Below are 20,686 nucleotides of genomic sequence, written 5' to 3'. Positions count from 1 at the left end.
CAATATTGGCGTTTACCGAATCGTAAATCCGGCGCATATGGGGCGCGTATTTTACGCTTTTTTAGTTTAATTGCAAAAAATAGCGCTATAGATTGGTTTTTACTGTTAGCGACCTAGCTGTGTAAGCTATAATGCGCTAATAAATTTATAGAGTTAATTTGCTCATTTTGGAGAAACACACATTGCAGTTTACTGATCTTGGGATTGATACACGCCTTGAAACACAATTAGCACATCAAGGGATCACCCAGCCCACCGATATTCAAGCGCATGCAGTGCCTACCGCACTTGCAGGGCATGACATTTTCGCTCAGTCTAAAACTGGGTCGGGCAAAACCTTGGCGTTTTTATTACCTGCTGTACAAAGGGTTATGAAACAAAAAGCACTCAGCAAACGCGATCCTCGTGTACTTATTGTTGCTCCTACGCGTGAGCTTGCTACGCAAGTATTTACTCAGCTGCGTTTATTAATTGCTGGCACAGCTATTAAGGCAGTTAAAATACTTGGCGGCGAAAACTTTAATGACCAAATAAAAGCACTTAGAAACGACCCACAATTCGTAGTTGCTACACCTGGGCGTTTAGCTGATCACATTACAAAACGCTCATTGCAATTGAGTGGACTAGAACTGCTTATTTTTGATGAAGCCGATCGGATTTTAGATTTAGGCTTTACCGAGCAGTTAAAAATGATTAACGAGCAAGCTAATCACCGTTTACGCCAAACGTTATTGTTTTCTGCAACACTTGACCATGCACAAGTAGATGCTCTATCACGTAACCTATTAAAAAAACCAAAGCAAATTACGCTAAGTGCAGCAAATGAGCAACATAGTGATATTAAACAAACGTTATACCTTGCCGATCACCTTGACCATAAAGAAGCCCTATTAGTGCATTTTTTAAACCAAGATGATGTTGGTCAATGTATTATCTTCACAGCAACGCGTTCTGACACGAGCCGTTTGAGTGAAGCCCTTAATGCTAAAGGCTTCAAATCTGTAGCGCTTGCTGGTGATTTAACGCAAAACAAACGTTTAGATATCATGGATTCATTTAGTCGCGAAAACTTTAAAATATTGATCACCACCGACGTTGCATCTCGTGGTTTAGATTTGTTAAGCGTAACGCACGTTATTAACTTTGATTTACCAAAACACGCTGAAGAGTATGTACACCGCATAGGTCGTACAGGACGTGCTGGCTTTAAAGGAAATGCAATTTCATTAGTTGGCCCAAAAGATTGGGCAAGTTATTTAGCTATTAAAGCATTTTTAAATGACGAATTAAAATTTGCGAGCGTAGAGAGCTTAAAAGCTAAGTTTAAAGGTTTAAAAGAGAAAAAACCTGAGGCAGCGTGGGACAAATCTAAAGAAAAAGCCGCCGCTGTTAAAAAGCCTGCATTTAAGCGCAAAGCTAAACCTAAAAAGCCTACAGCACCAATTAAAGCACCGATGAACATTGATGGCGATACACCAATGCGCCGTAAAAAAAAGCCTGAGCAGGAATAATTATGAGTTACCTAGGAACCACACAAACATTATTTGTAAAAGAAGTGAGTAACGAAGGTGCTTACTTAGACGGCCATGATTTAGGTGAAGTATTTTTACCAAAACAAGAAATAAAACATGAGCTTGAAGCGGGCGATAGTATTAGTGTATTTATCTTTTTAGACAATGCTAATTTAGCCACAGCAACAATAAAGAAACCACATGCTCAAGTTGGCGAGTATGCCCTACTACGCGTTAAAGAAATAAATAGTATTGGAGCATTTTTAGATTGGGGGCTTGAGAAAGATGTGCTTGCACCTTTTAATGAACAAAAGCCACGCATGCAAGAAGGCCATTCTTATTTAGTACGCCTGTATCTTGATAATGCAAGCCAACGTATTTGTGCCTCAAACAACTTTAATCGTTTCCTATCAAAAGGTGAGCCGCAATATACTCACTTACAAGAAGTGGATTTAATTGTTGCTGGCAAAACAGATATTGGCTACAAAGTATTAATTGAAGAGTCGCACTTCGGTGTTGTTTTTTACAATATGGTATTTAAAAGCTTATTTGTGGGTCAAAAGCTTAAAGGCTATATTCAAAAAGTGCGTGACGACGGAAAAATTGATGTTGTACTAGAAAAGCCAGGTATGGGAAAAGTAAGTGACCTTGGTGAAACTATTATGCAAAAGCTTAAAAACGAAGGCGGTGTTATTCCACTTGGTGATAAGTCTGATCCTGAAGCAATAAAAAAGATGTTTTCTACAAGTAAGGCTAATTATAAAAAAGCAATTGGTGGCTTATTTAAACAAGAGTTAATAGATATTGAAGCGAAATCCATTCGCTTAAGATCTTAATTATAATTGGCTGTAATTACTAATAATACCTGTTAGTAATTAACCTAAAATATATTTATAAGGCAATGTACATTGCGTATATTGCCTTGAATAATCAAGCACTTCAACTTCCGACTCAAGATTGAGCGGTGCCAAACGAAAAACCTTTTTTTCACATTCTGTTTTTTTATCATCAAGCTTTGATATACATTCACTAACGCTTACATGCTGAGATATAAGTGTATCTTCATTTTTGTAACACAGATGATGAGCATAATCTTGCATTGTTTTTTTAAAATCATACATATCGACTGGGTACGTTGGAATTATATCTGTAACGGTTGTTACACCATCGTATGCTTTATTAGAAAAAACGTACTTATTTACTGAAAAACCCGCAATAACAATTATTATAGAACCAAAAAATAACTTCAAAACAAACCCCTACTACATTTTGATTTTATTAATGTAACATAAAACTCACATAAGGTAAGGGGTTTTAGCACTATATGACTGCTTATTGTTAAATTAAGCTATAGAGTTATTAACATCACTAAGCACTTTTACAGGATTATCTGCTTGAGTAATCGGTCTGCCTATAACTAAATAGTCACTTCCTGAATCTATAGCTTGCTTAGGAGTCATTATACGCTTTTGATCACCCGCATCACTCCCTTCAGGGCGTATACCAGGCGTAACAAGCTTAAAGCTATCACCTAACTCTGTTTTTAAAGCTTTTGCTTCTTGTGCAGAACACACAACACCATCAAGCCCAGCTTCCTTTGCAAGCTTAGCTAAATAGATAACTTGCTCTTGAGCTGATTTATCAACACCTAAACGCTTAAGCTCTGTTTCATCCATACTTGTTAATACAGTAACAGCGATAAGTAATGGCGCTTTGTCACCAAATTGCTCTAGAGCCGATTTAGCTTTGCTCATCATTTCAAAGCCACCAGAAGCATGAACGTTTACCATCCACACCCCCATTTTAGCAGCTGCAGTAACAGCTTTAGCTACTGTATTAGGAATATCATGAAACTTTAAATCTAAGAAAACATCAAAACCTAAATCAATTAACTCTTTAACAAATGCAGGTCCAAAATAGGTAAACATTTCTTTGCCGACCTTGAGACGGCAAGTATCAGGAGAAAGTTGTTTAACAAAGTTTAAAGCAACTTCTTGATCATCGTAATCTAATGCAATAAGAATTTTTTTTGAGTGTTCGAAAGACATAACTATCCTAGTGAATGGCAGTAAAGTTATTAATTTGGGGTTATTAAAATCCGTCTAAGCCTCGACTTGGAACAATGGTTTCCCAATGCTTACAAGAAGGGCAGTTCCAATATATGGTGTAGCTTGTAAAACCACAATGCTGGCATTGAAAATCTGGTTTTGTAGCAATATAAGAGGTTACAAGCTTATCAATTTCGTTAAGTACTTCTTTAGTATTTTTATTTTGGTCACCCATTAATTGCAGTAAAAAACTAAAACCACGAATAGTAGGTTGACGTTTTAAGCTATCAGTTAAAAATTCAAAGGCTTGCTTGGTGTGACCTTGCTCAAGTAATGCTTGGCAATGCTTTATTTTAATTAATACACCGCCCTTCTCTAACAAGTCACTGACTAACTCGTGAAATTGATGCGTCAAATTCAATTGTTTATAACTGTGTGCAAGCTCATCAATAAACAACGGAGCAAACAAGGTAAATTGAGAGACAAGTTCACGCCAGTAATAAATAGCTTTAACGTAATCTTCTTTTGCGTAAGCAACTAACCCTAACTCGTAAAGCGGACGCACGGCTTTATAATTTAAGCTAATCGCTTTTCTCATTAGTTGGGGTGTATTGTCACTTAAAGCTGACTCACAATAAAAATTAGCAATTGCTTTAAATTGCTGTTCTTTTGAAAATAGTTCGCTATGAGCTTCAAACATGTTGATGCCTTTTTCCCACTCACGGGTTTGCGAATATAAAGTGATAATAGGGTCCAGCGCTTCTACATGCCCTGCTTTAACTAACCAAACTAAGTGCTCTTCCGCACTATCTAGTAGTCCGGCCATGATATAATCTTCGGCTAGTTCTAAACGGCTAGTTGCAGCTTGTTGTTCATTTAAGCTTGGGTGTTTTAACAGAAGTTCATGAATTTTTATTGCGCGGTCTAATTCACCTCTACGGCGAAACATGGTGGCAAGTGTAGAATAGTGTTCAACCGAGTCGGCTGAAACTTCAAGTAAGTTGATTAAATGCTCTAAGCCTTGATCTTCTTCTCTATCGAGTAGAAATTTTAAGCCTTTGCTATATTCAGAAGTGATCTGACGATTAAGTTGATGAGCTTGGTTTTTAGCACTGTTTTTACCCATAATCCAACCGTAACCAGCGGCAACAGGTAATAGTAAAAACAAAAGCTCAATCATAGTTAGGTGTCTTTATTCGCGGCAAGCTTTTTTTTATCTTTTTCAGGCGCTAATTGCTTTTTTAAGCGGTAGTTTTGCCACTTTAATTGCGAAAACAATTTAAAGCTAATAAAACAACCAATCAAAACACCTAATAAAAAGCAGATACTTATTATTACAGCTAAAGGTAGTGTATTACTGGCTATAATGTAATTTACTTGTACTAACTGTGGGTTTTGTGACCCTAATACAAATGCACTAATAAGGCATAGTGCAACCAGAATAATTTTTAATACCTTGAACAAGTAACTACTCCACTAAGTTAACTAGGCAATGCTTTCATTCACGCGGTCGCGTAATTCTTTGCCTGGTTTAAAATGAGGTACATGCTTTCCTTCAAGCTCAACTGTATCGCCAGTCTTAGGATTACGACCTGTGCGAGGAGCGCGGAAATGCAAAGAGAAACTACCAAAACCTCTGATCTCAATACGATCTGAAGTAGATAATGAGCCGGCCATTTGTTCAAGAATTTCTTTTACAGCATTCTCAACATCTTTCACTGGAACGTGTGCGTGTTGTTCCGCAAGTATTTCTATCAATTCTGACTTAGTCATAGCGTTTCCTTAAAAAGAGATATAGGAAGGGCAAAAAATGCCCTTCCAACTAAAAACTAATTATATATTAGTCTTTTTGTGCATTTGCGAAAGCAGCTGCCATTGCGTTTTCAAACACTGGCTCTTCTTTCTTAAGCTTCTCTAGTACTTCTTTCTCTTCTGCTTCGAAAAGAGCTTTTACAGATAAGCTTAAAGTGCGGTTCTTACGATCAACACCAACGTATTTAACTTCAATCTCGTCGCCTACAGAAACAACAGTAGTTGCATCTTCAACGCGCTCTTGAGCGATATCAGCTACACGGATGTAACCTTCAACGCCTTCGATAAGTTCAACAGTTGCGCCTTTCGCATCAACTTCAGTCACTTTACCTTTAACAATAGCACCTTTTTTGTTTGCATCAAGGTAGTTATTGAATGGGTCAGCTTCGATTTGCTTAACACCTAGAGAGATACGTTCACGCTCTGGGTCAACTTGCAATACGATAGCAGTGATTTCGTCGCCTTTCTTGAATTCACGTACAGCTTCTTCGCCAGGTGTATTCCAAGAAATGTCTGAAAGGTGTACAAGACCGTCAATACCACCGTCAAGACCGATAAAGATACCGAAGTCAGTGATTGATTTGATCTTACCAGTAACTTGATCGCCTTTGTTTTGTAGACGAGCAAATTCCTGCCAAGGATTAGCAATACATTGCTTAAGACCAAGAGAAATACGACGACGTTCTTCGTCAATTTCTAAAACCATAACTTCAACAGTGTCGCCAAGGCTTACAACTTTTGAAGGATGGATGTTCTTGTTAGTCCAATCCATTTCAGAAACGTGTACTAAACCTTCAACGCCTTCTTCGATTTCCACGAAACAGCCGTAATCTGTAAGGTTAGTAACACGACCAGAAAGTTTAGAACCTTCTGGGTAACGACCGGCAATAGCTGCCCATGGATCTTCACCAAGCTGTTTAAGGCCTAGAGATACACGAGTTTTATCTTTGTCGAATTTTAGAACTTTAACTGCGATTTCGTCGCCAACATTAACGATTTCTGAAGGGTGCTTAACACGCTTCCAAGCCATATCAGTAATGTGTAGTAGACCATCAACACCACCAAGGTCAACGAATGCACCGTAGTCAGTAAGGTTCTTAACGATACCTTTAACTTCTTGGCCTTCAACAAGGTTAGCAAGAAGCTCTTCACGTTCTTGTGAGTTTTCAGATTCGATAACTGCACGACGTGAAACAACAACGTTGTTACGTTTTTGGTCAAGCTTGATTACTTTAAATTCAAGCTCTTTGCCTTCAAGGTGAGTTGTGTCACGTACTGGACGAACATCAACAAGTGAACCAGGTAGGAAAGCACGGATTGAATCAACTTCAACTGTGAAACCGCCTTTAACTTTACCGTTGATAACACCAGTAACAGTCTCTTGCTCTTCACATGCTTTCTCAAGACGGATCCATGCTTCGTGACGCTTAGCTTTCTCACGAGAAAGGATAGTTTCACCGAAACCGTCTTCAATTGCATCTAGTGCAACATCTACTTCGTCGCCTACAGCAACTTCTAGTTCACCAGCAGCATTTTTGAACTGCTCTGCAGGGATAGCACTTTCTGATTTAAGACCAGCATCTACAAGTACAATGTTATTCTCGATAGAGATTACTGTACCTTTAACGATAGAGCCTTGCTCTGCTTCAAAACCCTTTAAGCTTTCTTCAAATAACTGCGCAAAATTTTCTGACATACGAATATACGTCTCATATATTAATACCAATAAGCAACCATGCTGCATGGGGTTGTTAAAATAGCACTGGCATCCTGCTGGCGCATAAAATGTGTTTAGCTTCGTTTAGGAAGCTTACCTTCAGAGATAGCAATATCCAATAAAGTTATTACCTTATCAAACACTTGCTGTGCATTAAGATCGCTAGTATCAATCTCAATAGCATCCTCTGCAGGTACAAGCGGAGCAACGGTGCGATTCATATCGCGCTCGTCACGAGCTTGAATGTCCTGTAATAGACCACTTAGTGTAACATCAAGGCCGCGCGTATTCAACTCAACAAAGCGTCTACGAGCACGCTCTTGTGCACTTGCTGTTAAATATATTTTTAACGGCGCATCTTGAAAAACCACAGTGCCCATATCACGGCCGTCGGCAATTAAGCCATTTTCAGTGCGAAATGCACGCTGGCGACGTAATAACGCTTCACGAACGCGAGGTAATGCTGCAACTTTTGATGCCGCAGCGCCTACTTCTTCATTACGAATAGTAGTGGTGACATCTTCGCCTTCTAAAATAACTTTTCCTGCATTAGTTTGGCTATCTACCAAGAACTGCACATCTAAATTTGCAGCAAGCGGGACAAGCCCTTCTTCATTGTCTAATGCAATTTGGTGATGAAGTGCAGCTAAAGATAAAACACGATAAATCGCACCGCTATCTAATACATCCCACCCTAACTTGTCGGCTAACAAGCGACAAACAGTTCCTTTACCTGAACCACTTGGGCCATCAACGGTGATCACGGGCATTAATAACGCCTGCATTTAAAACCTCCTGCAATGCACACCTAAATAAACCGCGACATTATACGTCAGTTATTAAAATATATCTGCTATTAGTGTGTAACTTTTGTAATTACTTCTAATTAGCTTATTCACTGACTGACGCTAAAACATTGAAAAATGTAGGAAATGTTTTATAGGTACACTTTGGATCATTAATTGTTATTGGCTTTCCACCAACGGCAACCATTGCAAAACACATGGCTATACGGTGATCGTCGTAAGTATCAACAGCAACATCATTAAATGTTTCAGGTGGGGTGATCTCTATAAAATCTTCACCTTCTACAACCTGTGCGCCTACTTTACGAAGCTCAGTTGCCATTGCATATAAACGGTCTGTCTCTTTTACTCGCCAGTTATAAATGTTACGAATGGCTGTTGGGCCTTTGGCAAAAAGAGCAACAGTTGCAAGAGTCATGGCTGCATCAGGAATTGCATTGGCGTCAATATCCACGCCTTTTAATTCGCCTTTGCGAACAACTAAACGTTCATCATACCAATCAATTTTTGCGCCTACTTGCTCCATTACTTTGGCAAAGCCTATATCACCTTGAACCGATTTAGCGCCAACGCCCTTAATTTCAATCTCACCGCCTGCAATTGCAGCCGCAGCAACAAAGTAAGAAGCAGAAGATGCATCGCCTTCAACCATTATGCGATCTAATGATTGATATTGTTGACCACCTTTAACTTTAAAAGTTGCATAATCACTGTGCTCAACATTAATCCCAAAACGTGCCATTACATCAAGTGTAATATCAATATAAGGTTTAGAGACTAAAGTACCTTTAATAGTTATTGTTGTATCACCGTTAAATAATGGCGCTGCCATTAATAGAGCGGTTAAAAATTGACTTGAAATACTGCCGTCAATTTCAACTTCACCGCCTTTTATTTGGCCACCCACAATTTTAAGTGGTGGGTAGTCTTTGTGCTTTGTATAAGTAACATCACCACCCAATGCTTGCAGCGCGTCAACCAAGTGCCCTATTGGGCGCTCTTCCATACGTGGCTCGCCTATTAGCTCGTACTCACCTTTAACGGCAGCAAGTACTGCCGTTAAAGGTCTATAAGCAGTACCCGCATTACCTAAAAACAATGGCTCAGTCGGTGTATTAAACACACCACTAACACCCTCTACGGTGGCTACAGTGCGTTCATCATTTAAAGTTACATTTACACCTAATAACTTTAAGGCGCCCAGCATATGGCGTATATCGTCACTATCAAGTAAGTTTTCTACAACGGTAGTACCGCTTGCAAGTGCTGCTAATAATAAAATTCTGTTCGATAGACTCTTTGAACCTGGTAGGGTTACTGTGCCATTTACTCTAGAAATAGGTTCTAAACGAAGCTGCTCCATTAGCTGTGCTCCTTTGCAAAAGCAGCCATAAAGTCTACAAGTGCTTGAACACCTTCAATAGGCATTGCGTTATAAATACTTGCGCGCATACCGCCCACAATTCTGTGGCCTTCAAGAGCAAGTAACCCTGCATCTTTAGACTGAGCAACAAACTTATCATTTAAGCTTTCATCATTAAGCCAAAACGGAACATTCATACGTGAACGGCAATGTTTAGCTACTTTATTGGTATAAAAGCTCGATTCATCAATAAAGTCATAAAGTAGCTGCGCTTTAGCAATATTTTGAACTTCCATCGCTTTTACGCCACCATTACTTTCAAGCCATTGAAATACTTCAGCAGCTAAATACCAAGCAAATGTAGGAGGCGTGTTAAACATGCTGCCTTGTTTTGCTTCTAATGCGTAATCTAAAATGCCTGGCTTAGGTAAGCCTTCACGCTCAAGTAATGTTTTACGAACAATAACGATTGATATGCCCGACGGGCCGATATTTTTTTGCGCACCAGCGTAAATTAAATCAAATTTATTAACGTCTATTTCGCGTGATAAAATAGTTGACGACATATCAGCAACGATCGGTGCAGTTGGGTGGCTTGGTACATCAAAAATTTCTAAGCCGTCAACCGTTTCGTTAGGGCAATAGTGAATGTAAGATGCATCTTCTGGTAACACCCAATCAGCAACCTGTTTAATAGAAAACTCGCCATTGTCATCATTACGCACATCAATAGAGGTTGCTTGAGTAAACTTGTTGGCCTCGTCTGTTGCACTTTTTGACCACACGCCGTTTTCGCAATAAACCGCAACTTTGCCTTCTTGGTGTAAATTTAATGGCACAGCACTAAACTGACCACGACCACCGCCATGCATAAACAGCACTTCAAATTCATCACTGATATTCATTAGACGACGAAGGCTGGCTTCACATTTAGCTGTAAGGGCTAAAAACTCTTTGCTACGATGGCTTATTTCCATCACAGACACACCTAAATCTTGCCAATCTAGAAACTCTTTTTGTGCTTTTTTCATAACCGCTTGCGGAAGCATAGCTGGCCCCGCACAAAAATTATATTTACTCATTACCTTTGCCTCATTCCAGTAATTTAACTACTAAGCATGAACGCTCAATACCCACCCACTAAACCTTTGAGTTTTAGTGAATGAATATAACTTCACACCCTATTAATTTTTTTCAACAACATTAAAAAAAGCGGCCAAGGCCGCTTTTTCAATATCAATTATTCTGAAGGAGGATTATCATCCGCTACTTCATCAATAACCGTATCTACAGTTTCAACGTCTTCAATATCAATCAAGTCACTTTCTGTAACTTCAATCTCTTCTATACGTTGTAAACCAACTACTTGCTCTTCGTCAATAGTTCTGATCAAAATAACACCTTGGGTGTTACGTCCAACCGTAGAAACTTCATTAACGCGAGTACGTACTAAGGTACCACGATTTGAAATAATCATGATTTCGTCGTTATCATCAACTTGTACAGCACCAACAACAGCACCGTTACGCTCACTCACCTTGATAGATACAACACCCTGTGTTGCACGGCTCTTAGATGGGTAATCTTCTAGTTGTGTACGCTTACCGTAACCATTTTCAGTTACCGTTAAAATAGCACCGTCAGTTTTTGGTACAATTAACGATACTACGCGTTGATCATCGGCCATTTTAATACCACGAACACCTGTAGCAGTACGACCCATTGGGCGAACACCTTTGAAACGAATCTCAGGGTTACCTTCTTCGTCTAATACTGGGTTACCGTTTTCATCAACAACTGTTGTTTCTTCAGCTTCTTTAAAGCGTACAACTTTACCTGCATCAGTGAACAACATAATTTCGTTGCTACCATCGGTAATATCAACCCCAATCAGGCTATCGCCATCATTCAAGTTAACAGCAATAATACCGCTTGCACGTTGACGGCTGTAAGCCGTTAATGGTGTTTTCTTAACTGTACCAAACGCTGTTGCCATAAAGATGTATTTATCTTCTGCGTACTCGCGTACTGGCAATATAGCAGTAATACGTTCATCAGCTTCAAGTGGTAACAAGTTAACAATTGGCTTACCGCGCGCTGCACGACTCGCTAGTGGTAACTGATACACTTTAAGCCAATATAAACGACCGGCCGTAGAGAAACACAATATAGTATCGTGTGTATTTGCAACTAATAGACGCTCAATGAAATCTTCGTCTTTCATCTTCGTTGCTGACTTACCTTTACCACCACGACGCTGTGCTTCGTAATCAGACAATGCTTGATACTTCACATACCCTTCGTGAGAAAGCGTTACGACTACGTTTTCTTCAGTAATTAAGTCTTCAAGGCTGATATCGTGAGCAGCGGCATTAATTTCAGTGCGACGCTCATCACCATATTGCTCTTTAATTTCAACTAGCTCGTCACGTATAACTTCCATTAAACGCTCAGGAGTTGCCAAAATATAAAGTAGTTCAGCAATTAGTTCTAATAACGCTTGGTATTCGGTTAAGATTTTTTCGTGTTCAAGACCTGTTAGCTTATGTAAACGCAAATCAAGAATTGCTTGAGCTTGTTGCTCAGAGATATAATATTGACCATCGCGAATACCAAGTTCGCTTGCTAACCAATCTGGACGAGCAACATTGTCTTCACCTGCTTTTTCAAGCATACCTTGTACATTACCTAATTCCCACGGACGCGCTGTTAAAGCAATTTTAGCTTCAGCAGGTGTAGGGGATTTACGAATAAGTTCGATAATTGGGTCAATGTTCGCAAGCGCAATCGCTAAGCCTTCAAGCGTGTGTGCACGGTCACGGGCTTTACGTAAATCAAATACTGTACGACGAGTTACTACTTCACGACGGTGAATAATAAACTCTTCTAACATTTCTTTTAAATTGAAACATTTAGGTTGGTTATTAATTAGCGCAACCATATTCATACCAAACACAGTTTGTAACTGAGTTTGTGAATACAAGTTGTTTAAAATAACTTCGCCTACGTCACCACGTTTAATTTCAATAACGATACGCATACCGTCTTTATCTGATTCATCACGTAGAGCACTAATACCTTCAATTTTCTTATCTTTAACCAGCTCAGCAATTTTTTCAATTAAACGAGCTTTATTAACTTGATAAGGAATTTCGTGAACGATAATTGTTTCACGGCCTGTTTTTTCATCGGTTTCGATGTCGGCGCGTGCACGCATGTACACTTTACCACGGCCAGTTAAGTAGGCTTGTTCAATACCCTTCTTACCGTTGATAATTGCAGCCGTTGGGAAATCAGGACCAGGGATATAATCCATTAACTCTAAAATAGTTAAATCTGGATTTTGAATAAGTGCCAAACAACCATTTACAACTTCAGTTAAGTTATGTGGTGGTATATTTGTAGCCATACCTACTGCAATACCTGACGAACCATTCACTAATAAATTAGGAACTTTCGTTGGTAAAACATCAGGGATGAACTCAGTGCCATCGTAGTTAGGAACGAAATCAACCGTTTCTTTTTCAAGATCGGCTAATAACTCATGCGACATTTTAGCCATACGTACTTCTGTATAACGCATTGCCGCTGCTGAATCACCATCAACCGAACCGAAGTTACCTTGGCCATCTACTAGCATATAACGCAGTGAGAATGGCTGAGCCATACGAACTATCGTGTCATAAACTGCACTGTCGCCGTGTGGGTGGTATTTACCGATTACGTCACCGACCACACGGGCCGATTTTTTGTAAGGCTTGTTCCAGTCATTACTAAGCTCGTTCATTGCAAACAAAACGCGGCGATGAACAGGTTTTAAGCCGTCACGTACGTCTGGTAATGCACGTCCTACAATTACGCTCATTGCGTAATCTAAGTAGGAGTTTTTTAACTCGTCTTCAATATTGACTGGCAGAATTTCATTGGCGAGATCAGTCATTTGATATCACATTCCTTCAGTATCAGCTCTCAACAACCCGGTATTGGGTATTAAGAGTATTGTTATTATTTCTAACAGCCATGCTATCACAATTAATTTTAATTTACAGGCGCAAAACTTTGCGATTTATCAATTTAGCCCTATATAATGGCCTCAGATTGACGAGGAAGTATTTTATGACCGAACATCAAAATGTAGATCACGCAGAAATAGCAAAATTTGAAGCCATCGCCGAGCGTTGGTGGGACCTAGACGGAGAATTCAAACCTCTTCACGAAATTAACCCGTTACGTTTAGACTTTATAGCAAACAAAACGCAAGGCTTATTCGATAAAGAAACACTCGATGTTGGCTGTGGTGGCGGTATTTTAAGCCAAAGCATGGCGCGCATGGGCGCAAAAGTAACTGGCATCGACATGGGGCAAGAGCCTTTAACTGTTGCTAAGTTGCACAGTTTAGAAACTGGCGTAAATGTAGATTACATAAAAGTGCCAGCAGAAGAGTTTGCATCGCAACACCCAGAGCGCTTTGATGTAATAACCTGTATGGAAATGCTTGAGCACGTTCCCGACCCAGCATCTATCATTCATGCCGTAGCTGCACTTGCCAAACCAGGCGCAGACGTGTTTTTTTCAACCCTAAACAAAACACCTAAGGCATATTTATACGCCATTGTTGGCGCTGAAAAGCTATTAAAAATGGTCCCTGAAGGTACACACGACCATAAAAAGTTTATAAAACCTGCGCAGCTTATTACATGGGCAGAGCAAGCGGGTTTAAAAGTTCGTGCAAGTACAGGCCTTTCTTATAATCCACTATCAAAGCAATATACGCTCAATAGTGACGTTAGCGTAAATTACATACTGTACTTTGAGAAGTTAGCTTAATGGCTAACTCTCAAGCCCCCCTCCCCCTTATTGAGTACGATGCATTTTTATTTGATCTAGACGGCACTCTACTCGACACCGCTGATGATTTAGGTGCGGCTTTAAATGCAGTTCTCATTAATAATAAAATAGAGCCTGTTAGTAGTGATGTATACCGCCCTGCGGCATCTAACGGCGCAGGCGCATTATTAGAGGCTGGTTTTAAAGAGTTATGGGACACACAACCTCAAAGCGAACTTATTAAGCAATTAGTCGACGAATACGCTGCAAACATAGCAAATCACACGCATTGCTTCAGCGGTGTTGAATCGTTGCTTATTGCCCTTGATCAGAAAAAGATCAAATGGGGGATCATGACTAACAAACCAGGGTTTTTAACTGATCCTTTAGTGGCAGCAATTCCCGCATTGAAAAATGCTAGTGTAGTAATAAGTGGCGACACCTTAGCTGAAGCTAAGCCATCCCCTTTACCGCTGCTATACTGTGCAAAGCTTATGGGAGTGCAACCAAAACGCTGTTTGTACATTGGTGATGCACAGCGAGACATACAAGCAGGCAAAGCCGCAGGTATGCGCACAGCAACGGCACTTTGGGGCTACATACCAAGTATTGATGAAGCCAACAGCTGGAATGCTGATTTTAACTGGCAAAGCCCAATTGATGGTTTTAACCATATATAGTGCCATGTTAATTAATAAACACTATATATTGTGATTGTGTTAGTTTTTACGCAAAGCTTGCTGATAAAAAAAGCAGTCAAAATTTATTTTTAAAATGCGTAAATTTAGCAGATCATTAGTTGATTTTTGCATATTTCAACTTAAATGATTGTTCGAAGGTGAGTGTCTACTAACACAAATACGTTATCCCGAAGTTATCCACAAATAGGGGCAATTATGTCCCTTGCAAAACAACTCAGACCACACTATCTTGTGATCTCTAAATTGAACAACACCAGATATTGTGGCCAAATGTTATTCAATTAAATTCGCAAATATGGCGAAACTTATAATAAATGAGTATATACCTTGCCCCGGCGAGGTATAAAGCATTGGTCAAAATACATAATTCCCAAGGAATACAGGCAAATGAACCAACAGTTATCTGTAAGCAAACGTGACGGGCGTAAAGAGCCTCTTGATCTGGATAAGATCCATCGCGTTATTGAGTGGGCCGCCGAAGGTTTAAACAACGTTTCGGTTTCGCAAGTTGAATTAAAGTCGCACATTCAGTTTTACGACGGTATTCGTACTAAAGACATTCACGAAACCATCATTAAAGCAGCAGCGGATCAGATTTCAAAAGAATCGCCTGATTACCAATACTTAGCTGCACGTTTAGCTGTATTCCATTTACGTAAAAAAGCGTACGGTCAATTTGAGCCACCACGTTTATTTGACCACGTAACAAAAATGGTTGGCGATAAACGCTACGATGCTCATTTACTAGTAGATTACACAGAGCAAGAGTTAGATGAGCTTGATGCATACCTTGACCATTCTCGCGATCTTAACTTTAGCTACGCTGCTGTAAAGCAACTTGAAGGTAAGTACCTCGTTCAAAACCGTGTATCGGGTGAAATATACGAAAGTGCACAGTTTTTATATATTTTAGTTGCGGCAAGCTTATTTTCAGATTACCCACGTGAAACACGTACTGATTACATTAAACGTTTTTACGATGCAGTATCTTTATTTAAAATATCTCTACCAACGCCAATTATGTCGGGTGTACGTACGCCTACTCGCCAATTTAGCTCGTGTGTATTAATTGAATGTGGCGACAGCCTTGATTCAATCAATGCAACGTCGTCAGCTATTGTTAAATACGTTTCACAACGTGCGGGAATTGGTATTAATGCAGGTAGAATACGTGCGCTAGGTAGCCACATTCGTAACGGCGAAGCGTATCACACAGGGTGTATCCCTTTTTATAAGCACTTTCAAACAGCGGTTAAAAGCTGTTCACAAGGTGGTGTACGTGGCGGCGCAGCAACATTATTCTACCCGCTTTGGCATTTAGAAGTAGAGAACCTACTTGTACTTAAAAATAACCGTGGTGTAGATGACAACCGCGTTCGTCACCTAGATTACGGCGTACAGTTTAATAAACTAATGTACTCTCGTTTAATTAAAGATGACTACATTACATTATTTAGCCCATCAGATGTGCCTGGCCTTTATGATGCATTTTTTGAAGACCAAGCTGAGTTTGACGCACTTTACGTTAAATACGAACAAGACGAGTCTATTCGTAAAAAACGCATTAAAGCCATTGAGCTTTTCTCAATGTTTGCGCAAGAGCGTGCAAGTACTGGTCGTATTTATTTACAAAATGTGGATCACTGTAATACACACAGCCCATTTATTTCTAAAGTTGCGCCAATTCGCCAATCTAACTTATGTTTAGAAATTGCATTGCCAACTAAGCCACTTAATAACGTGAATGACGAAGAAGGCGAAATTGCCCTTTGTACACTTTCTGCGTTTAACCTAGGTGCAATAGAGTCACTTGATGAGCTTGAAGAGCTAGCTGAACTTGCAGTACGCGCACTTGATAACTTACTTGATTTCCAAGACTACCCTGTACCGGCTGCTAAAAATGCAACTATGGGTCGTCGTACACTAGGAATAGGCGTAATTAACTACGCATACTACCTAGCTAAAAACGGTAAGCGTTATTCTGATGGCAGTGCTAATGCATTAACACATAAAACCTTTGAAGCTATTCAATATTACTTAATGAAAGCATCAAACGAGCTTGCTAAAGAGCGTGGCGCGTGTCCTAAGTTTAACGAAACAACGTATTCACAAGGTATTATGCCAACAGATACGTACAAACGTGATTTAGATAAAATTTGTGATGAACCACTTCATCTTGATTGGGATACACTACGTGCAAGTATTAAAGAGCACGGTATGCGTAACTCAACACTAAGTGCGTTAATGCCATCAGAAACATCGTCGCAAATCTCTAACGCAACTAACGGTATTGAGCCACCACGTGGACATATTAGCGTTAAAGCAAGTAAAGACGGTATTTTAAAACAAGTTGTTCCTGAGTATGAGCGTTTAAAAGATCAGTACGAGCTACTATGGGACATTCCATCAAACGATGGTTACTTGCAGCTTGTTGGCATAATGCAAAAATTTGTTGACCAAACAATTTCTGCAAATACAAATTATGATCCAAACAAGTTCGAAGGCGGTAAAGTACCTATGCAAGTCTTATTAAAAGACTTACTAAGCGCGTACAAACTAGGTGTTAAAACCTTGTATTACCACAATACTCGCGATGGCGCCTCAGATTCACAAGAAGATGCTCCAGAAGTGGAAGATGACGATTGTGAAGGCGGCGCGTGTAAAATATAACTGCTGATTTTTATTTTAAGCGGGCATTTAGCCCGCTTTTTCTGATAGTTTTTTGAGTGATAAACATGTCTTATACTACTTTTAGCCGAAACCATAATAACCAAATGCAAGAGCCAATGTTTTTTGGCCAAACTGTAAACGTATCTCGTTACGACCAACAAAAATACCCAATTTTTGAAAAGTTAATTGAAAAGCAACTGTCTTTCTTTTGGCGTCCTGAGGAAGTAGATGTAAGTAAAGACCGTTTAGACTTTCAAGCATTACCAGATCACGAAAAGCATATATTTTTAAGCAACTTAAAATACCAAACACTGCTTGATAGTGTACAAGGTCGTTCGCCAAACGTGGCTCTACTTCCAATTGTATCGCTACCAGAGCTTGAAACATGGATAGAAACATGGGCGTTCAGTGAAACAATTCACAGCCGCTCATACACGCATATTATCCGTAACGTAACACAAGCACCTGAGCTTATTTTTGATGACATTGTTAGCAACGATAAAATTAGCGAACGTGCTGATGCCGTAACTAAATACTACGATGACTTAATTAACTCTGTATCGCTTTACAACTTATACGGTGAAGGCAAACACGAGATTAACGGTAAAACAGTTATCATTAATTTATTTGAGCTTAAAAAGAAACTTTACCTGGCTATGATGTCGGTAAATATTCTTGAAGCGATTCGCTTTTACGTAAGCTTTGCATGTTCGTTTGCATTTGCTGAGCGCGAGCTAATGGAAGGTAACGCTAAAATCATCAAGCTAATTGCACGCGATGAAGCACTTCACCTTTCTGGTACTCAGCATATTTTAAACATCATGCAAGACGGTAAGGACGACCCAGAAATGGCGATTGTTGCTGCCCAGTGCCGCGACGAAGCAATTAAAATGTTTGTTGATGCTGCAGAGCAAGAAAAAGAGTGGGCCGAATACTTATTTAAAGATGGTTCGATGATTGGCTTAAATAAACATATTTTATGTCAGTACGTTGAATACATTACCAATGCACGTATGACTGCGATTGGTTTGCCAGCACAGTTTGAAAACAACAGTAACCCTATCCCGTGGATAAACTCGTGGTTAGTGTCTGATAACGTGCAAGTAGCACCACAAGAAGCAGAAATAAGCTCATACCTTGTTGGTCAAATTGACTCTCAAGTTGATGCATCAGAATTTGGTGATTTTGATTTATAATGAGTGACAAGTCTACTGCAAGCATAACGCTTGCAGAAAACAGCCAGTGTATAGAATTTATCGCTGGCTGCCCTTCTCTTCTACACTGCTTAGAATCCATGAAAATAGACGTCGCATTCCAATGCCGTGAAGGTTATTGCGGCGCTTGTAGAGCAACTTTAGTGTCAGGCAGTGTTGAGTATAACGAAGAGCCACTTGCGTTTGTACGCGAAGGCGAAATACTGTTGTGCTGCTGTAAACCCAATGGCAATGTAAGTATTGATCTGAAATAAAAATCAATACTTACATCTATCGTTTATTAAACTTATCAATAGTGTGGAACGAACCGGTAATGTCCGGTAATTTTATAATCAAAAAGCATATCGCTTTTTTGCGGACCACGCCCTATATTATGCACAATAAGTGGGTTACCCGTATCTTGAGATAACTCATTAATCACCATACCTATATGAGGTAAATTACCTGGTAACATCCACGTTATTATATCGCCGGTTTTATAATCACTCACTTTGTTGGATTTACTCAATACGTTTGCATGGCGCTCAAAGTAAGCTTGTAAATTTGGAACACGTCGGTGATCTATATTTTTATCAGGCTTAGTTAAGCCCCAAATACGTTTAGATGGATACAGCGCAAAGTTTTTTTGCATGTCTTCATACACGAGTTTCTGTAAATCAACACCTAACTTTCTATAACTTCTAATTATTACATCGGTGCACACACCTATATTTTTAGGTACATCCCCACCAGGGTAGCCAATAGAGCGATAAGCGCCGTCGTAAGTCACATCATGAGTTGTACGCTCAAGCAGAGCTGAAACAATATCTTCTTCAAACGATGCTGCATTACTATTTATACACGCTAAAGTAAGTAAACACCCAATAATTCTGTACATATAAACTCCTTTAAACCTAAAATTGAGTTACAGCGTTTGGGCTACGTGCCTAAGAACGTCTATTTTATTGCCTTTACTTGCAAATTGCGTATCCAGCGCATATGCCATTTTTTCAAGCGGAGCGTCGTTGTATCCTACATGTTGGATTTCGCTAATGTAACGCATCATAAACGCGTCTGGACCAAGTTTAAGCCACTGCGCTACATGCACAAGCTCATGAAAATGAACCCTCAAATCTTTTGCAACCTCAGGAAGTAGATAATAGGTATTTTTATACGTTATACCCGCCGCGTCCATATCGACAAAATCACCTAGGCCCATTTCTCGCAGACCCGCAAAGTCTGGCTTTGGTATTTGGTCTACAACAACGTAATACGCGTTTTTTAAAAAACTCGGCAGGATAAAACCCATAAAATTCATTACTGAATTTATCACAACTCACTTTTTGACTGCTGTATTTTAAATTTGTAGCGTCAATCCAATTTTCTATTTGTTCTAGCACAGCTCCTCTCCTAAAGTACAAATGCAACACACCAAGTGTAAACCTTAATCTAATATTGTAGTAAATTTTTTAACCAGCACTTTTAGTATTAACACCTCGCAACTAGCGAAGAAAATAGAACGCATAGAATATCTAAACAAAAAGCTCTAAATCAAAATTATCATATAAGCATAACCGGTCTATAAACAGTAAAACCCTTTTTTATACTTTTTAAAGTGTTATTATTTGTAACTAAAATAGTAACACTTAAAATCATGTATAATTTTACTAATATACTCTTTCGTATGAAAATAATGCGTTTCAGTCCCATTGTCTTACTGGTCATATTAAGTAATACAGCAAATGCTGAAAATATAAAACCGTTCACATCAGATGGCTGTAGTGCTTTTCCGGACGGCACGACAAAAGATAAAAAGTTGTGGCTTGCATGTTGTAAAGCGCACGACTACGCCTACTGGCAAGGTGGCACTTATTGGCAACGTTTAGAAGCAGATAAAGCCTTGCAATAGTGTGTTATTGAAGCCGGCGAAACGAGTATAGCGAACCTTATGCTTGCTGGAGTTCGATTTAGCGGCAGCCCTTATATACCATCGACTTTCAGATGGGGCTTTGGTTGGCCGTACCCTAGGTTATATCAA

General features: G+C 39.5%; 19 protein-coding genes and 1 pseudogene. 8 read left to right on the top strand and 12 right to left on the bottom strand.

Annotated elements, in window-relative coordinates; translation table 11 throughout:
• Positions 1-182 precede the first annotated feature (182 nt).
• Together FFU37_RS06355 and FFU37_RS06350 are read left to right on the top strand one after the other, a co-directional pair.
• The gene (locus FFU37_RS06355; RefSeq protein WP_138489007.1) at positions 183-1,511 is read left to right on the top strand and encodes a DEAD/DEAH box helicase; all 1,329 of its coding nucleotides are present in this window, start codon (positions 183-185) and stop codon (positions 1,509-1,511) included.
• Between the two features lie 2 nt (positions 1,512-1,513).
• Entirely contained in the window at positions 1,514-2,347 is an 834-nt protein-coding gene (locus FFU37_RS06350) for a CvfB family protein (RefSeq protein WP_138489006.1), read from the top strand.
• A gap of 39 nt (positions 2,348-2,386) precedes the next feature.
• On the opposite strand, the gene FFU37_RS06345 is transcribed toward FFU37_RS06350, so the two are convergent.
• The 10 genes from FFU37_RS06345 to gyrA all read right to left on the bottom strand — a co-directional run bounded on the left by FFU37_RS06345 (position 2,387) and on the right by gyrA (position 13,197).
• Positions 2,387-2,761, bottom strand: a complete 375-nt coding sequence (locus tag FFU37_RS06345) for a hypothetical protein (RefSeq protein WP_138489005.1) — start codon at positions 2,759-2,761, stop codon at positions 2,387-2,389.
• Positions 2,762-2,854: 93 nt separating this feature from the next.
• Complete coding sequence (gene pyrF, locus FFU37_RS06340) at positions 2,855-3,559, bottom strand: orotidine-5'-phosphate decarboxylase (protein WP_002961184.1); 705 nt, start codon at positions 3,557-3,559, stop codon at positions 2,855-2,857.
• Positions 3,560-3,602: 43 nt separating this feature from the next.
• A complete protein-coding gene (gene lapB / locus FFU37_RS06335; protein ID WP_002961182.1) occupies positions 3,603-4,739 on the bottom strand; it encodes a lipopolysaccharide assembly protein LapB in 1,137 nt (378 codons plus the stop codon).
• Between the two features lie 2 nt (positions 4,740-4,741).
• Positions 4,742-5,023, bottom strand: a complete 282-nt coding sequence (locus FFU37_RS06330; protein WP_039489780.1) for a lipopolysaccharide assembly protein LapA domain-containing protein — start codon at positions 5,021-5,023, stop codon at positions 4,742-4,744.
• A gap of 21 nt (positions 5,024-5,044) precedes the next feature.
• Positions 5,045-5,332 carry an integration host factor subunit beta gene (gene ihfB, locus FFU37_RS06325; protein WP_002961178.1) on the bottom strand — a complete coding sequence of 96 codons (288 nt, stop codon included), beginning with the start codon at positions 5,330-5,332 and terminating at the stop codon, positions 5,045-5,047.
• Positions 5,333-5,399: 67 nt separating this feature from the next.
• Complete coding sequence (gene rpsA, locus FFU37_RS06320) at positions 5,400-7,067, bottom strand: 30S ribosomal protein S1 (RefSeq protein ID WP_002961176.1); 1,668 nt, start codon at positions 7,065-7,067, stop codon at positions 5,400-5,402.
• Between the two features lie 95 nt (positions 7,068-7,162).
• Entirely contained in the window at positions 7,163-7,873 is a 711-nt protein-coding gene (gene cmk, locus FFU37_RS06315; protein ID WP_002961166.1) for a (d)CMP kinase, read from the bottom strand.
• A 106-nt stretch (positions 7,874-7,979) separates the two neighbouring features.
• Positions 7,980-9,257, bottom strand: a complete 1,278-nt coding sequence (gene aroA, locus FFU37_RS06310) for a 3-phosphoshikimate 1-carboxyvinyltransferase (protein WP_138489004.1) — start codon at positions 9,255-9,257, stop codon at positions 7,980-7,982.
• Positions 9,257-10,339: a 3-phosphoserine/phosphohydroxythreonine transaminase gene (serC, locus tag FFU37_RS06305; protein WP_033021486.1), complete on the bottom strand. Its 1,083-nt coding sequence runs from the start codon at positions 10,337-10,339 to the stop codon at positions 9,257-9,259. Before serC ends, aroA begins: the two co-directional genes overlap by 1 nt.
• A gap of 158 nt (positions 10,340-10,497) precedes the next feature.
• A complete protein-coding gene (gene gyrA, locus FFU37_RS06300; protein WP_002961163.1) occupies positions 10,498-13,197 on the bottom strand; it encodes a DNA topoisomerase (ATP-hydrolyzing) subunit A in 2,700 nt (899 codons plus the stop codon).
• 176 nt (positions 13,198-13,373) lie between these two features.
• On the opposite strand from gyrA, the gene ubiG reads away from it, so the two are divergent.
• The 5 genes from ubiG (at position 13,374) to yfaE (ending at position 18,923) form a co-directional block, all read left to right on the top strand.
• A complete protein-coding gene (ubiG, locus tag FFU37_RS06295; RefSeq protein ID WP_024597262.1) occupies positions 13,374-14,084 on the top strand; it encodes a bifunctional 2-polyprenyl-6-hydroxyphenol methylase/3-demethylubiquinol 3-O-methyltransferase UbiG in 711 nt (236 codons plus the stop codon).
• Complete coding sequence (locus tag FFU37_RS06290) at positions 14,084-14,764, top strand: HAD family hydrolase (protein ID WP_039489787.1); 681 nt, start codon at positions 14,084-14,086, stop codon at positions 14,762-14,764. Before ubiG ends, FFU37_RS06290 begins: the two co-directional genes overlap by 1 nt.
• 408 nt (positions 14,765-15,172) lie before the next feature.
• Positions 15,173-17,455 carry a class 1a ribonucleoside-diphosphate reductase subunit alpha gene (nrdA, locus tag FFU37_RS06285; protein ID WP_002961160.1) on the top strand — a complete coding sequence of 761 codons (2,283 nt, stop codon included), beginning with the start codon at positions 15,173-15,175 and terminating at the stop codon, positions 17,453-17,455.
• Positions 17,456-17,520: 65 nt separating this feature from the next.
• Positions 17,521-18,651, top strand: a complete 1,131-nt coding sequence (nrdB, locus tag FFU37_RS06280) for a class Ia ribonucleoside-diphosphate reductase subunit beta (protein ID WP_002961159.1) — start codon at positions 17,521-17,523, stop codon at positions 18,649-18,651.
• Entirely contained in the window at positions 18,651-18,923 is a 273-nt protein-coding gene (gene yfaE, locus FFU37_RS06275; protein ID WP_039489790.1) for a class I ribonucleotide reductase maintenance protein YfaE, read from the top strand. The genes nrdB and yfaE overlap by 1 nt, the downstream gene beginning before the upstream one ends.
• 35 nt (positions 18,924-18,958) lie before the next feature.
• Here the strand turns inward: yfaE and FFU37_RS06270 are convergent, their stop codons facing one another.
• Together FFU37_RS06270 and FFU37_RS06265 are read right to left on the bottom strand one after the other, a co-directional pair.
• Entirely contained in the window at positions 18,959-19,546 is a 588-nt protein-coding gene (locus FFU37_RS06270; protein ID WP_138489003.1) for a DUF1287 domain-containing protein, read from the bottom strand.
• A 27-nt stretch (positions 19,547-19,573) separates the two neighbouring features.
• Positions 19,574-20,048: pseudogene (locus FFU37_RS06265) on the bottom strand (hypothetical protein).
• 293 nt (positions 20,049-20,341) lie between these two features.
• On the opposite strand from FFU37_RS06265, the gene FFU37_RS20370 reads away from it, so the two are divergent.
• On the top strand, positions 20,342-20,557 hold the full coding sequence (locus FFU37_RS20370; RefSeq protein ID WP_239022716.1) for a hypothetical protein: 216 nt from the start codon (positions 20,342-20,344) through the stop codon (positions 20,555-20,557).
• Positions 20,558-20,686: the final 129 nt, after the last annotated feature.

This window comes from Pseudoalteromonas distincta, assembly GCF_005877035.1.
Taxonomy (GTDB): Bacteria; Pseudomonadota; Gammaproteobacteria; order Enterobacterales; family Alteromonadaceae; genus Pseudoalteromonas; species Pseudoalteromonas distincta.
The sequence above is the reverse complement of the archived record's forward strand: the minus strand, read 5'-3'. Positions and strand labels throughout refer to the sequence as shown.

Coding starts and splice junctions, on each gene's coding strand:
- FFU37_RS06350 (WP_138489006.1), top strand. CDS start 1,514: ATGAGTTACCTAGGAACCACACAAACATTATTTGTAAAAGAAGTGAGT.
- pyrF (WP_002961184.1), bottom strand. CDS start 3,559: ATGTCTTTCGAACACTCAAAAAAAATTCTTATTGCATTAGATTACGAT.
- lapB (WP_002961182.1), bottom strand. CDS start 4,739: ATGATTGAGCTTTTGTTTTTACTATTACCTGTTGCCGCTGGTTACGGT.
- ihfB (WP_002961178.1), bottom strand. CDS start 5,332: ATGACTAAGTCAGAATTGATAGAAATACTTGCGGAACAACACGCACAC.
- rpsA (WP_002961176.1), bottom strand. CDS start 7,067: ATGTCAGAAAATTTTGCGCAGTTATTTGAAGAAAGCTTAAAGGGTTTT.
- cmk (WP_002961166.1), bottom strand. CDS start 7,873: ATGCAGGCGTTATTAATGCCCGTGATCACCGTTGATGGCCCAAGTGGT.
- aroA (WP_138489004.1), bottom strand. CDS start 9,257: ATGGAGCAGCTTCGTTTAGAACCTATTTCTAGAGTAAATGGCACAGTA.
- serC (WP_033021486.1), bottom strand. CDS start 10,339: ATGAGTAAATATAATTTTTGTGCGGGGCCAGCTATGCTTCCGCAAGCG.
- gyrA (WP_002961163.1), bottom strand. CDS start 13,197: ATGACTGATCTCGCCAATGAAATTCTGCCAGTCAATATTGAAGACGAG.
- ubiG (WP_024597262.1), top strand. CDS start 13,374: ATGACCGAACATCAAAATGTAGATCACGCAGAAATAGCAAAATTTGAA.
- FFU37_RS06290 (WP_039489787.1), top strand. CDS start 14,084: ATGGCTAACTCTCAAGCCCCCCTCCCCCTTATTGAGTACGATGCATTT.
- nrdA (WP_002961160.1), top strand. CDS start 15,173: ATGAACCAACAGTTATCTGTAAGCAAACGTGACGGGCGTAAAGAGCCT.
- nrdB (WP_002961159.1), top strand. CDS start 17,521: ATGTCTTATACTACTTTTAGCCGAAACCATAATAACCAAATGCAAGAG.
- yfaE (WP_039489790.1), top strand. CDS start 18,651: ATGAGTGACAAGTCTACTGCAAGCATAACGCTTGCAGAAAACAGCCAG.
- FFU37_RS06270 (WP_138489003.1), bottom strand. CDS start 19,546: ATGTACAGAATTATTGGGTGTTTACTTACTTTAGCGTGTATAAATAGT.
- FFU37_RS20370 (WP_239022716.1), top strand. CDS start 20,342: ATGCGTTTCAGTCCCATTGTCTTACTGGTCATATTAAGTAATACAGCA.